10 protein-coding genes are annotated in these 14,214 nt (G+C 66.4%); all 10 read left to right on the plus strand.

The window, feature by feature from the left end; genetic code table 11:
- The first annotated feature begins 10 nt into the window (after nt 1–10).
- The 10 genes from XaplCFBP3123_RS01170 to XaplCFBP3123_RS01215 all read left to right on the plus strand — a co-directional run bounded on the left by XaplCFBP3123_RS01170 (nt 11) and on the right by XaplCFBP3123_RS01215 (nt 14,197).
- Nucleotides 11–2,839: a 2-oxoglutarate dehydrogenase E1 component gene (locus tag XaplCFBP3123_RS01170; RefSeq protein ID WP_104532449.1), complete on the plus strand. Its 2,829-nt coding sequence runs from the start codon at nt 11–13 to the stop codon at nt 2,837–2,839.
- A 41-nt stretch (nt 2,840–2,880) separates the two neighbouring features.
- Nucleotides 2,881–4,095 (plus strand): dihydrolipoyllysine-residue succinyltransferase, encoded by a 1,215-nt coding sequence (sucB, locus tag XaplCFBP3123_RS01175; RefSeq protein WP_104532450.1) that lies wholly within the window; start codon nt 2,881–2,883, stop codon nt 4,093–4,095.
- Between the two features lie 146 nt (nt 4,096–4,241).
- Nucleotides 4,242–5,678: a dihydrolipoyl dehydrogenase gene (gene lpdA / locus XaplCFBP3123_RS01180; protein WP_104532451.1), complete on the plus strand. Its 1,437-nt coding sequence runs from the start codon at nt 4,242–4,244 to the stop codon at nt 5,676–5,678.
- 153 nt (nt 5,679–5,831) lie between these two features.
- Complete coding sequence (locus tag XaplCFBP3123_RS01185) at nt 5,832–6,425, plus strand: TIGR00730 family Rossman fold protein (RefSeq protein ID WP_104532452.1); 594 nt, start codon at nt 5,832–5,834, stop codon at nt 6,423–6,425.
- A 153-nt stretch (nt 6,426–6,578) separates the two neighbouring features.
- Nucleotides 6,579–7,181, plus strand: a complete 603-nt coding sequence (locus XaplCFBP3123_RS01190) for an IMPACT family protein (RefSeq protein ID WP_172453102.1) — start codon at nt 6,579–6,581, stop codon at nt 7,179–7,181.
- Complete coding sequence (locus XaplCFBP3123_RS01195; protein ID WP_104532453.1) at nt 7,178–8,947, plus strand: ABC transporter transmembrane domain-containing protein; 1,770 nt, start codon at nt 7,178–7,180, stop codon at nt 8,945–8,947. Before XaplCFBP3123_RS01190 ends, XaplCFBP3123_RS01195 begins: the two co-directional genes overlap by 4 nt.
- Before the next feature lie 101 nt (nt 8,948–9,048).
- Entirely contained in the window at nt 9,049–9,948 is a 900-nt protein-coding gene (locus XaplCFBP3123_RS01200) for a hydrogen peroxide-inducible genes activator (RefSeq protein ID WP_104532454.1), read from the plus strand.
- An 88-nt stretch (nt 9,949–10,036) separates the two neighbouring features.
- Nucleotides 10,037–11,725 (plus strand): ABC transporter ATP-binding protein, encoded by a 1,689-nt coding sequence (locus XaplCFBP3123_RS01205; protein ID WP_104532455.1) that lies wholly within the window; start codon nt 10,037–10,039, stop codon nt 11,723–11,725.
- Entirely contained in the window at nt 11,709–12,797 is a 1,089-nt protein-coding gene (locus XaplCFBP3123_RS01210) for an efflux RND transporter periplasmic adaptor subunit (protein ID WP_104532456.1), read from the plus strand. Before XaplCFBP3123_RS01205 ends, XaplCFBP3123_RS01210 begins: the two co-directional genes overlap by 17 nt.
- Nucleotides 12,794–14,197, plus strand: a complete 1,404-nt coding sequence (locus XaplCFBP3123_RS01215) for a TolC family protein (RefSeq protein ID WP_104532457.1) — start codon at nt 12,794–12,796, stop codon at nt 14,195–14,197. Before XaplCFBP3123_RS01210 ends, XaplCFBP3123_RS01215 begins: the two co-directional genes overlap by 4 nt.
- Nucleotides 14,198–14,214: the final 17 nt, after the last annotated feature.

A 14,214-nucleotide genomic window follows, 5' to 3' on the forward strand; every position in this document is an offset into this window, starting at 1 on the left:
ACTTACCATCGTGGATAATCTCCTAAAGCAGTTCGCACAGTCATCGCAGCTCGCCGGCGGCAACGCCGCCTATATCGAGGATCTGTACGAGCAGTACCTCGTCGCCCCGGACAGTGTCGACCCGAAGTGGAAGAGCTATTTCGATGGCTTCAAGGGGCGCGACGCCGGTGATGTGCCGCACTCGGCGGCCATTGCGCATATCCTCGCCGCCTCCAAACAGGCGGCCAACGCCGGGACCGGCGCAGCGGCCAGTGACGAGCGCGAGCGCAACGTCGGCCGCCTGATCACGGCCTATCGTGCGCGTGGTCACCTCGGCGCGCAGCTCGATCCGCTCGGCCTGACCCCGCCGGTCAACCCGCCCGATCTGGACCTGCCGTTCCACAGCCTGTCGCAGGCAGACCTGGACAGCGAATTCAGCACCGGCGGTGTCGGCGGCCAGCCGCGCATGAAGCTGAAGGATCTGTTGACCCGCCTGAAGGCGACCTACGCCAGCACCATCGGCGCAGAGTTCATGCACATCCAGGAATTCGACCAGCGCCAGTGGATCTACAAGCGCCTGGAAGATGCCGGCGGCAAGATCGCCGGCGACGCGGCCAACCGCAAGCGCACGCTGGAGCGGCTGACCGCCGCCGAAGGCCTGGAGCGCTACCTGCACACCAAGTACGTCGGCCAGAAGCGCTTCTCGCTGGAAGGCGGCGACGCGCTGATCCCGATGATGGACGAGATCATTCGCCAGTCCGGCAACGATCAGGTCAAGGACATCGTGATCGGCATGGCCCACCGTGGCCGCCTCAACGTGCTCGTCAATACGCTGGGCAAGAACCCGCGCAAGCTGTTCGACGAGTTCGAAGGCAAGTTCGAGCACGCCCACGACGACCGCGCGCACACCGGCGACGTCAAGTACCACATGGGCTTCTCGGCCGACATCGCGGTCGGTGGCGACAAGCAGGTGCATCTGGCGCTGGCGTTCAACCCCTCGCACCTGGAAATCGTCGACCCGGTCGTGGTCGGCAGCGTGCGTTCGCGTCAGGAACGCTTCGGCGATGCCGAGCGCAAGACCGTGCTGCCGATCCTGATCCACGGCGATGCCGCATTCGCCGGCCAGGGCGTGGTGATGGAACTGTTCCAGATGTCGCAGGCGCGCGGTTTCGCCGTCGGCGGCACCGTGCACATCGTCATCAACAACCAGATCGGCTTCACCACCAGCGCCCGCGACGACGCCCGCTCCACGCTGTACTGCACCGACGTGGCCAAGATGATCGGCGCACCGGTCTTCCACGTGAACGGCGACGATCCGGACGCGGTGATGTTCGTGTCCAAGCTGGCCTATGAGTTCCGCCAGCAGTTCAAGAAGGACGTGGTCATCGACCTGGTCTGCTACCGCCGCTGGGGCCATAACGAGGCCGACGAACCGGCAGCGACCCAGCCGGTGATGTACCAGACCATCCGCAAGCACAAGACCACCCGCGAGCTGTACGCCGCCAAGCTGGAAAGCGACGGTGTGCTGAGCGCCGACGAGGCCAAGGCGCTGGTCGACGGCTACCGCAACAAGCTCGATTCGGGCGAATACACCACCGAGCTGGCAACACGCAAGCCGGACGAATTCGCCATCGACTGGTCCAGGTATCTGGTCGGCACCGCTGCCGATCCGGTCGACACCCGCGTCAAGCGCGAGCAGCTGGACCGGCTGGCCAAGCTGATCACCACGATTCCGGACGGCGTGGAGCTGCATGCGCGCGTGGCCAAGATCTACGACGACCGCGTCAAGATGGCCGCCGGCGAGCAGGCCGGCGACTGGGGCTTTGCCGAAAACCTGGCCTACGCCACCTTGCTGGCCGAAGGCCACAAGCTGCGCCTGGTCGGCCAGGACGCCGGTCGCGGCACGTTCTTCCACCGTCACGCGATCCTCCACGACCAGAAGACCGACAGCTACCACCTGCCGCTGCGCCAGCTGGTGCAGAACCCCGAAGACGCCACCATCATCGACTCGCTGCTCAGCGAAGAAGCGGTGATGGGCTTCGAATACGGCTACTCCACCACCGACCCGAATGCGTTGTGCATCTGGGAAGCGCAGTTCGGCGACTTCGCCAATGGTGCGCAGGTGGTGATCGACCAGTTCATCGCCGCCGGCGAAGCCAAGTGGGGCCGCATCGCGGGCCTGTCGCTGTTCCTGCCGCACGGCTACGAAGGCCAGGGTCCGGAACACAGCTCCGCGCGCCTGGAGCGCTTCCTGCAGCTGTGCGCGCTGGAGAACATGCTGGTCTGCGTGCCGACCACGCCGGCGCAGTGCTTCCACATGATCCGCCGGCAGATGCGCATGACCACCCGCAAGCCGCTGGTGGTGATGACGCCCAAGTCGCTGCTGCGCCACAAGCTGGCGGTGTCGAGCCTGGAGGAACTGGCCGACGGGCAGTTCCAGCATCTGATTCCCGACGCCAAGGCCGATGCCGGCAAGGTCAAGCGCGTTGTGCTGTGCTCGGGCAAGGTCTATTACGACCTGCTCGAGGACCAGACCAAGCGTGGCCAGGACGACGTCGCCATCCTGCGCGTGGAGCAGCTGTATCCGTTCCCGCGTGCGCAGCTGGCCGCCGAGCTCAAGGCCTATGCCAACGCCACCGATGTGGTGTGGTGCCAGGAAGAACCGCAGAACCAGGGTGCGTGGTACCAGATCCGCCACCATCTGAACTTCTGCCTGGCCAGCGGCCAGAGCCTGCATTATGCCGGCCGTGCCCGTTCGCCCTCGCCTGCCGCCGGCCATATGGCCGATCACATCGTCGAACAGCAGAGGCTGGTCGCCGATGCGCTCCTCAATCCGTTCAACGACCAAGTCGCTGAATAACTCCTCTTCCCCAAAGAACGAAAACCCTAGGACGCTCCCGAATGGCCACCGAAGTCAAAGTTCCGGTACTGCCCGAATCCGTTTCCGACGCCACCATCGCCAGCTGGCACAAGAAGGCCGGTGAAGCGGTCAAGCGCGACGAGAATCTGGTTGACCTGGAAACCGACAAGGTCGTGTTGGAAGTTCCTTCGCCGGTCGACGGCGTGCTGAAGGAAATCAAGTTCGAAGCCGGCAGCACCGTCACCAGCAACCAGATCCTGGCGATCATCGAAGAAGGCGCCGTGGCTGCGGCCGCACCGGCCGACGAGAAGAAGGCCGATGCACCGGCGCCTGCCGCTGCTGCCCCGGCCGCCGCGCCGGCCCCGGCTGCCGCCGCTGCGCCTGCCGCTGCGTCCAAGTCGGCTGCCGATGCCCTGCCCCCGGGTGCGCGTTTTTCCGCGATCACCCAGGGCGTGGATCCGGCGCAGGTCGAGGGCACCGGCCGTCGTGGCGCGGTGACCAAGGAAGACATCGTCAACTTCGCCAAGGCCGGCGGCGTAGGCAAGGCGTCCGGCGCCCGTCCGGAAGAGCGCGTGCCGATGACCCGCGTGCGCAAGACCATCGCCAAGCGCCTGATGGAGTCCAAGAACTCCACCGCGATGCTGACCACCTTCAACGAGGTCAATCTCGCCAAGGTCTCGGCCGCGCGCAAGGAGCTGCAGGACGAGTTCCAGAAGGCACACGGCATCAAGCTCGGTTTCATGAGCTTCTTCGTCAAGGCCGCCGCCAACGCGCTGCAGCGCTTCCCGCTGGTCAACGCCTCGATCGATGGCGACGACATCATCTATCACGGCTACAGCGACATTTCGATCGCGGTGTCGACCGAGAAGGGCCTGGTCACGCCGGTGCTGCGTAACGTCGAGCGCCAGTCGTTCGCCGACGTCGAGCAGGGCATCGCCGATTACGCCGCCAAGGCGCGCGCCGGCAAGCTGGGCCTGGACGATCTGCAGGGCGGGACCTTCACCATCACCAACGGCGGCACCTTCGGCTCGCTGCTGTCCACCCCGATCATCAACCCGCCGCAGAGCGCCATCCTGGGCATGCACGCGATCAAGGAACGTCCGATCGCCGAGAACGGCCAGGTCGTGATTGCGCCGATGATGTATCTGGCGCTGTCCTACGACCACCGCATCATCGACGGCAAGGATTCGGTGCAGTTCCTGGTCGACATCAAGAATCAGCTGGAAAACCCGGGCCGGATGTTGTTCGGTCTGTAAGAGCCGGGAATCGGGAATGGAGATTCGGGAATGGGACAAGCACCCATCGACCGCTCCATTCCCGCCTGGACCTGGATGGGCCGCGACAGGCGCATGCGCTGTTGCGATTCCCCATTCCCTATTCCCCATTCCCGTGAGCAAATGAAATGAGCGAACAATTCGACGTCGTCGTCATCGGTGCCGGTCCGGCCGGTTATCACGCTGCGATTCGCGCGGCCCAGCTGGGCATGAAGGTCGCCTGCATCGACGCGGCCATCGGCAAGGACGGCAAGCCTGCGCTGGGCGGCACCTGCCTGCGCGTGGGCTGCATTCCGTCCAAGGCGCTGCTGGATTCCTCGCGCCAGTTCTGGAACATGGGCCACCTGTTCGGCGACCACGGCATCAGCTTCAACGACGCCAAGATGGACGTGCCCACCATGATCGGCCGCAAGGACAAGATCGTGAAGCAGTTCACCGGCGGCATCGCGATGCTGTTCAAGGCGAACAAGATCACCCCGTACTACGGCTTCGGCCAGCTGCTGCCGGGCAACATCGTCAAGGTCGCCCAGCACGAAGGCGGCGAGATCGAGCTCAAGGGCACCAACGTGATCCTGGCGCCGGGCTCGGAGTCGATCGAGCTGCCGTTCGCCAAGTTCGAAGGCGACACCATCGTCGACAACGTCGGCGGCCTGGATTTCACCGCCGTTCCCAAGCGTCTGGCAGTGATCGGCGCCGGCGTGATCGGCCTGGAGCTGGGCAGCGTGTGGAAGCGCCTGGGCGCCGAGGTCACCATCCTCGAAGCGCTGCCGGATTTCCTGGCGCTGGCCGATGCCGAAGTGGCCAAGACCGCGCTGAAGGAATTCAAGAAGCAGGGCCTGGACATCAAGCTCGGCGCCAAGGTCAGCAAGACCGAGATCACCGGCAGCGGCGATGCCAAGCAGGTGGTGGTCAGCTACACCGACGCCGCCGGCGAGCAGACCCTGACCGTGGACAAGTTGCTGGTGGCCGTGGGCCGCAAGGCCGCGACCAAGAATCTGCTGGCCGACGGCACCGGCGTCAGGCTCAACGAGCGTGGCCAGATCGAAGTGGACGGGCATTGCCACACCGGCGTCGATGGCGTGTGGGCGGTCGGCGACTGCGTGCGCGGCCCGATGCTGGCGCACAAGGGCTTCGAGGAAGGCATCGCGGTCGCCGAGCTGATCGCCGGCCTGCCCGGCCATGTCAACTTCGACACCATCCCGTGGGTCATCTACACCGAGCCGGAGATTGCCTGGGTCGGCAAGACCGAGCAGCAGTTGAAGGCCGAAGGCGTCGCCTACAAGGCCGGCAGCTTCCCGTTCGCGGCGATCGGCCGTGCGGTGGCCATGGGCGAGCCAGCCGGCTTCGTCAAGGTCATCGCCGATGCCGAAACCGATCGCGTGCTGGGCATGCACCTGGTGGGCGTGGGCGTGTCCGAGCTGGTGCACGAAGGCGTGCTGACGATGGAGTTCAACGGCTCGGCCGATGACCTGGCGCGCATCTGCCACGCCCACCCGACGCTGTCCGAAGCGATCCACGACGCCGCGATGGCGGTGAGCAAGCGCGCGATTCATAAGGCTAATTAAGCCGGGAATCGGGAGTGGGGAATTGGGAATCGTAATAGCGTTCCCATTACCTCACTCTTCATGCTGACGCCGGACTTAGGTCCGGCGTCATGCGTTCTGGCTTCCGCTTTGCTTCGACCTATTCCCTATTCCCAACTCCCGATTCCCGTTCCCATGAAAAGCATCTGCGTCTACTGCGGTTCCAATGCCGGCAACAAACCCGCCTACGCCGAGCGTGCCACCGCGCTGGGGCAGCGCATCGCCGAGCAGGGCCTGCGGTTGGTCTATGGCGGCGGCAACGTCGGCCTGATGGGCACCGTGGCCAATGCGGTACTGGCGGCCGGTGGCGAGGTGACCGGGGTGATTCCGCAGCAACTGGCCGATTGGGAAGTGGCGCATCGCGGGCTGACCACACTGGAAATCGTCGGCTCCATGCATGCGCGCAAGATGCGCATGTTCGAGCTGTCCGATGCTTTCGTCGCCCTGCCCGGCGGCTTCGGCACCATGGAAGAGATCTTCGAGATGCTGACCTGGCGGCAGCTCGGCATCGGCAACAAGCCCTGTGCGTTCCTGGATATCGAAGGCTTCTACGCGCCGCTGATCGGCATGATCGACCGCATGGTGGAAGAGCGCTTCCTGCATCCGGACCAGCGCACCGACCTGTGGTACGGCGCCGATATCGAACAGATGCTGGAGTGGATGCGGCACTACACGCCGGCGCAGGCCTCGAAGTGGATCGACGAGAAGCGCCGCTCCACCCTGGTGTAAAACGACAGCGCCTGCGCTAACCGCAAAAGGGCCTGTGCGCGCCCCTCGCGCACCCAGCCCGTCGCAACGCGCCATCGAATACCCTTGCCGACCTGCAAGCTTGCAACGGCAGTCACGATGGCTGCAGCGTCCGGCACGACCGGCTCGCATAGAATGGCGACGATGCTCGATACCCTCGCCGCTGACGCGCACCACAGCCTGGACATCAAGCACAGTCGCTTCCTGGCCAGCGCTGCGGCACTGGACTCTCCCGCGCAGGCGCTGGAGATCGTGCAGCGCGTGTCCGTTGCCGATGCCACCCACAACTGCTGGGCCTATCGATTCGGACACGACTACCGTTCCAGCGACGACGGCGAGCCCAGCGGCACCGCCGGGCGGCCGATTCTCGCGGCCATCGATGGCCAAGGCTACGACCGCGTGGTCGTGGTGGTCACGCGCTGGTATGGCGGCATCAAGCTCGGGGCCGGTGGGCTGGTGCGTGCCTACGGCGGCGCAGCGGCCGAATGCCTGCGACTGGGAACGCGACAGCCACTGATTGCGTTGTCGCTGCTCGAGCTGCAATGCCGGTTCGACGACCTGGGCCTGGTGCATGCTGCATTGAGCGCCTTCCACGCCGACAAGCTGGACGAACGTTTCGACGCGCAAGGCGCCGCACTGCGCGTGCAACTGCCTGCCGATCAACTGGCGGGCTTGAAAACGCGCCTGTGCGACGCCACTCGCAACCGTGTCCATCTCTCATCACCGGAAGCCGCATGAACCAGCCCGCCGCCACCAGGCCCAACCCGTTGCGGAAGCTTGGCAGCCTGCGCACCCTGTGGCCGTTCGTGCAGCGCCAGCGTGGCCTGTTCGCCGCCTGGCTGATCGCACTGGCCATTTCCTCGGCCGCGACATTGAGCTTGCCGGCGGCGGTCAAGCAGATGATCGACCATGGTTTCTCAGGCGGCTCGCAGATCAACCACGCCTTCGCGCTGTTGTTCGCCGTGGCGGTGGTGCTGGCGGTGGCGACGGCCGCGCGCTTTTATTTCGTCGCGCTGCTGGGCGAAAAAGTGGTCGCCGATCTGCGCGGTCGCCTGTATGCGCATCTGATCGGGCTGGATGCCGGCTTTCATGATCGCAGCCGCAGTGGCGAGCTGGTGTCGCGCCTGTCGGCCGACAGCGAGCTGCTGCGCGGGGTGATCGGCACCACCATGTCGGTGGCGTTGCGCAGCTCGGTCACGGTGATCGGCAGCATGGTGATGCTGTTCGTCACCAGCCCGCGGCTGGCCGGCTTCACCTTGATCGGCATTCCGCTGGCGGTGCTGCCCATCGTGCTGGGCGCACGTCGCCTGCAGAAAATCTCGCGCGCCAGCCAGGACCGCGTCGCCGACGCCAACACGCTGGCGGCCGAAACGCTGGGCGCGGTGCGCACCGTGCAGGCGCATGCGCGCGAGCGCTACGAGAGCCAGCGTTTCAGTCAGGCCCTGTTGGCCGCGATCGATACCGCACGGCTGCGCATCCGCACCCAGGCCACCGTGACTGCGGTGGCGATCATGCTGATCTTCGGCGCCATCGTCGGTGTGCTGTGGCTGGGCGCGCACGATGTGATCGCCGGACGCATGACCCCCGGCACGTTGGGACAGTTCGTGTTGTACGCGCTGATCGGCGGCGGATCGGTTGGTGCGTTGGCCGAAGTCTGGAACGAGTTGCAGCGCGCGGCCGGCGGCATGGGCCGGGTCGGCGAGTTGCTCGACGAACAGCCGGCGATCGTGGCGCCGGCCTCGCCGCAGCCCTTGCCGCAGCCGCTGCGCGGCGCGATCCATTTCGATCGGGTGGTGTTTCATTACCCGCAGCGCCCCGATGCGCCGGCGCTGGATGGCTTCGATCTGCACGTCCATCCGGGCGAAACCGTGGCGCTGGTCGGGCCATCCGGCGCTGGCAAGAGCACGGTGCTGGCGATGTTGCTGCGCTTCCACGACCCGGTCAGCGGCAAGCTGCGGATCGACGAGGTGGACCTGCGCGAGACCGACCCGGTGCTGCTGCGCGAACGTATTGCATTGGTGCCGCAGCAACCCACGCTGTTTGCTGCCAGCGCCGCCGACAACATCCGCTATGGGCGTCTGGACGCCAGCGATGCGCAGGTGCAAGCCGCCGCCGAGGCCGCCGAGGCCGACAGTTTCATCCGCGCCCTGCCGCAGGGCTACGCCAGCGAACTGGGCGAACGCGGCACGCGCCTGTCGGGCGGCCAGCAGCAACGGATGGCAATCGCGCGCGCCTTGCTCAAGGACGCGCCGATCCTGCTGCTGGACGAGGCCACCAGCGCGCTGGATGCGCAGAGCGAACGGGCCGTGCAGCAGGCGCTGGACCGGTTGATGGAAGGCCGCACCACGCTGGTCATCGCCCATCGCCTGGCCACCGTGCTCAAGGCCGACCGCATCGTGGTGATGGATGCCGGCCGCATCGTCGCGCAGGGCACGCATGCACAATTGATCGCCGAAGGCGGCTTGTACGCGGAGTTGGCGCGGCTGCAGTTCATCGATCAGTGACGCCTGGGTGACACCGACGTGTGCTGTCATGCACGCGTGTCCGCGGCAGCGGCCCGGGCCGATCCTGCGACCCACGCGCCCCCCACCTGACGAAGTCACGCATGCCCCGCCCCAGAACCACCATTCGCCAACTCAGTTATTTCGTCGCGCTCGCCGACACCGGCAGCTTCACCCGCGCCGCCGAGCAGATGGGCGTGTCGCAACCGTCGTTGTCGCAGCAGATTCGTGCGCTGGAAACCATCGTGGGCGCCGCGCTGTTCGAGCGTGGCGTACCGGCCATCCTGACGCCGTTGGGGCGCGACCTGCTCGATCGCGCGCGCAGTATCCTGCTGGACGTGACCGATCTGGAAGACGTCCGCGCAACCTCGGCCGACACCTTGATCGGCACCATCCGGCTGGGCGTGTCGCCCACGCTGGGCGCCTACCTGATGCCGAGCCTGGTCGCGCGCCTGCATCGCGAACACCCGGCACTGCGCGTGCACGTACGCGAAGGCCTGCCGACCGTGCTCGCCAGCGGCCTGGCCAGCGGCGTGCACGACGTGATCCTGGCGCAATTGCCGGTGGCCGGGCGCGGCCTGCACAGCGAGCGGCTGTTCCGCGAACCGCTGCACGTGACCATGGCCGCCGATCACCCCTTGCGTGCCAAGACCTGTATCACACCGGCCGATCTGCGCGGCGCCAACCTGCTCACCTTGATGCCCGAGTACCGCCTGGCCGAACAGGTTGCGGCGATCGCCTTGGACGTGGGCGCCAATGTCCTGCGCGATTACGAAGGCACCAGCCTGGATGCGATCCGCCAGATGGCCGGGATGGGCATGGGTCTTGCACTGCTGCCAGACCTGTATGTGCGCCAGGAAATCCGCGAGGGCGACGATGTCGTCGTCCGGCCGATCCAAGGCGGACGCTACTACAGGGAGATCGGGCTGTTGTGGCGGCAGGGCGCAGGACGCGCGCCGGCCTTCGGCCTGATCGCCGATCTTCTGCGTGCGGTAGCCGCATAGGAAAATCCTATGCGTCGAATAAGCGCTGTAGCCTTGTTCGCCAGCTGCAACTCGTCAATGCTGCATTGAACTCATCAACGGAAATCGAATGGCGGGCAAGCAGATCGGATGGCGGGAAGCGGGAGCCTGGCTGGCGGAAATCGTCGGGCCGGACATGCCCTATGTGCGCCTGGCCATGGTGTACGGGGTTGCGATCAGCCTGCTGTCGCTGGCCACGCCGATCTCGGTGCAGTTGCTGATCAACAGCGTGGCCAATACCGCATTGCCGGCGCCGCTGTGGACCCTGTCGAGCCTGTTGCTGGGCCTGTTGCTGCTGGTGGCCGGCCTGAGCGCGATGCGGGTGTGGGTCATGGCGCTGTTCGAGCGCAGGCTGTTCGCGCGCGTGGTGTCGGAAATCACCGTGCGCGCGGTGCATGCGCAGAATCCGTTCTTCGCCGATCAGAACCGCGGCGACATGTTCAACCGCTACTTCGATCTGGTGGTGGTGCAGAAGGCGGTACCGAGCCTGGCCATCGGCGCCTTCACCATCGTGCTGCAATCGGCGGTCGGGCTGATACTCACCAGTTTCTACCACCCGTTCTTTCTGGGCTTCAACGCCTTGCTGCTGCTGGTCATCTTCGGCATCTGGATGATCTGGTCGCGCGGTTCTATCCGCACCGCGGTCGATCTGAGCCATGCCAAGCACGAGGCCGCGCGCTGGCTGGAAAGCGTCGGCGGCTCCAACGGATTCTATAAATCCAGCCGCCACCTCAACTTTGCGATGGACCGCTCCGAGTCCGTGACCGCCGCCTATGTCGACCGGCATCGTCGCCACTTCCGTTACAGCTTCACCCAGACGGTCGCGTTCCTGCTGGTCTACGCGATCGCCAGCGCGGCGCTGCTGGCGCTGGGCGGCAACCTGATCCTGCGTGGCGAGCTGTCGATCGGCCAGCTGGTGGCGGCAGAGCTGATCCTCAGTGCGGTCTTCTACGGCATCTCGCAACTCGGTGCTTACCTGGACGCGTTCTACGACCTGGTGGCCAGTTCCGAGGAACTGTCGCTGCTGTTCGCCATCCCGCAGGAACGTGCGGTCGTGGCGCCCGGCAAGACGCCCGGCAACAGCGCGGTGCGCCTGGATGGCGTGGTGATCGACGGCGCGCGTTTCGATTTTTCGCTGGCTGCCGGCGAGCAGCTGGTGACGATCGCCGATGGCGGCGCGGAGCGGCTGCTGGCGATGATCCTGAAGCGTCATGTGGTACCCGATCGCGGGCTGGTGATGGTGGGCGGTGCGGACATGGCCACCTTCGACATGTATCTGCTGCGCTCGGAAGTGACGGTGCTCGACCGACCCACCATTGTCGAAGTCACCATCCGCGAATATCTGGCACTTGCGTCGGCCGATGTGAGCTCCGAAGCGATGCTGGAAGCGATCGATGCGGTGGGCTTGCGCACCCGCATCGCCGCGCTTCCGCACGGCCTGGACACGCGGCTGGCCGCATCCGGCTACCCGCTGTGGATCGGTGAAGTGATGGCGCTGAAGCTGGCCAATGCGCTGCTGGTGCGCCCGCGTGTGCTGATGCTGTCGCAGTTGTACGATCTGATTCCGGCCGATCGCCTGGCCGCGGTGCTGCAACGCCTGAAAGCGGCCGGCACCACGGTGCTGCTGTGCACCGGCAGGCCGGAGGACATCAGCCTGGATGGCTGGTTCCACCTGCAGCCCGAGCGACAGCAACGCTTTGCCACCCGCGCCGAACTGATCGCCTCCACGCAGGAGGCAAACGATGCAGCACGCTTCTGATCGCAACGCGCACTTCCCCACCCTGGCGGCGATGCGCCCGCCCAGCATCGCCAAGGCGCTGGCCTGGATGCTGCTGATCGGGATTGTCATTGCCAGCGCGATCCTGGCGCTGGCGCCGTGGGTGCAGACCGCCAGCGGCAAGGGCCAGGTCGTGGCGCTGGATCCGGGCGACCGCCAGCAGCAGGTCACCGCCTTCGTGCCCGGACGGGTCGAGCGCTGGTATGTGCACGACGGCCAGCACGTCTCGCGCGGCGATCCGATCGCGCGTGTCGGCGATCTGGACCCGGATCTGCTTGCCCGCCTGGCCAGCGAGCGGGCCCAGATGCAGGCGGAAATCACCGCGATCCAGCAATCGCGCGCGGTCGCCAGCATCGACGTCGCGCGCAGCAGGCAATTGCTCGCCGAAGGGCTGGCCGGCCGCCGCGATTACGAGCTGACCCAGATCAAGGTCGCCGAGGCCGATGCCAAGCTGGCCGAATCGCGCGCCAAGCTGACCCGCATCGACATTCAGTTGAACCGTCAGTCGGCGCAGCTGGTGCGCGCACCGCGCGATGGCCGCGTGCAGCAGCTCAACGCCGCCAGCGGCAGTGCGATGGTCTCGCCCGGCACGGTGCTGGCGGTGATCGCGCCGGAGCGGGTGGAGCGTGCGGTCGAGCTGTATATCGACGGCCGCGACGTGCCGCTGATCCGCCCCGGTCGCCCGGTGCGGCTGGAGTTCGAGGGCTGGCCGGCGATCCAGTTCAGCGGCTGGCCGTCGGTGGCGCACGGCATGTTCGATGGTCGCGTACGCGCCATCGACCCCAATGCCGCGCCCGATGGCTTGTTCCGCATCCTGGTCGAACCGCAGCCGGGCAAGCCGGCCTGGCCGGCGCAGGAATTCGCCCGTCAGGGCGGCAAGGTGCGCGGCTGGGTGCAGGGTGAAACGGTGAAGGTGGGCTACGAACTGTGGCGCCAGCTCAACAACTTCCCGCTGGAGTTCGGCCGCCGCCCGTCGGCAACGACCCAGGACGAGGGCAAGGCCAAGCCGGCGTCGGCCGGCAAGTCCGAAGACGACGAGACCGGCAAGAAATGATCCGCCGTCTTGTCGCCTTGCTGATCGCGCTCGCACCGGGCCTGGTCGCCGCCCAGACCACTCCGCTGACCCTGGATGAAGTGCTGCGCTCCTCTGCCCGTTCATCCCCGCAGATCGTCGAGTCGCTGGCCAAGGTCCGACAGGCCGAAGGCAAGGGCATCTCGGCCGATGGCGCGTTCGACACCGTGTTCGATCTCGACGGCCGCTCGCGCGAGGCCGGCTACTACGACGGCAGCGCGATCGAAAGCACCGTCAAGCGCCCGTTCGATGACAACGGCGGCTATTACTACGGTGGTTACCGCTCCTCGCGGGGTTCCTTCCCGGTCTACGAAGACAAGTCCTACACCGACCGCGGCGGCGAAGTGAAGGTCGGCGCGCTGTATGCGCTGCTGCGCGACCGGGTGGTCGACGAGCGCCGCACCCGCCGCAGCGTTGCCGGTGCCGATATCGATGTCGCGCAGTACGAAGCGCAAATGGTCGCCATCGGTGTGCAACGCCGTGCGGTGGACGCGTACCAAGGCTGGGTCGCGGCCGGCCTGAAACTGCGCGCGTACAACGACCTGCTGCAGCTGGCCGAGCTGCGCCGCAATGCGATTTCCCGGCAGGTGACGCTGGGCGCGCGGCCGACCATTTTGCTGACCGAGAACGACCAGAACCTGGTCCGCCGACGCGCGTTGGTGGTGCGCTCGGAGCAGGACTTCGCCAATGCTGCCAATGCCTTGTCGCTGTACCTGCGCGACGATGCCGGCATGCCGTTGATCGTCTCCACCGAACGTCTGCCGGCCGATACGTCGGCGCTGGAAGGCCTGGCCGGCGCCAGCAGGATCACCGCACCGGTCGAGCGCCCCGATTACCGCGCGGTGCTGACCCGCATCGATCAGGCCACCGCGCGGCTGATGCTGGCGCAGAACGATCTCAAGCCGCGCCTGGATGTGAGTTTCGAGGTCAGCAAGGACCTGGGATCGCCAGGTGTCGGCGGCCCGAACCGCTCCCCGACCGATGCGATCATCGGCTTCCGCTTCAGCGTGCCGCTGGAAAACCGCGCCGCCAAGGGCCGGGTCGCCGAAGCACGCGCCGAGATCGAGGCGCTGGATCAGCGCAGCCGCTACCTGCGCGACCAGATCACGGTAGAGGTCGAGTCGATCGTCATCTCGCTCAACGCCGCCGAACGGCTGGCCAGGATCGCCGACGAAGAACGCAGCCTGGCCGACCGTCTGGCAGCCGCCGAGCGCCGCCGCTTCGAACTGGGATCGGGCGATTTCTTTCTGGTCAATCAGCGCGAGGAGACCGCCAACGATGCGCGCGTACGCCTGATCGATGCACAGGCGCGGATTGCCTCGGCGCGTGCGGAACTGGCAGCGGCAACGGCCGACCGGGATGCGTTGCAGCTGGCTCGTTGAGCAGGCTGCCGGCCGGC

It is taken from the genome of Xanthomonas arboricola pv. populi, from assembly GCF_002939945.1.
Taxonomy (GTDB): domain Bacteria; phylum Pseudomonadota; class Gammaproteobacteria; order Xanthomonadales; family Xanthomonadaceae; genus Xanthomonas; species Xanthomonas arboricola_A.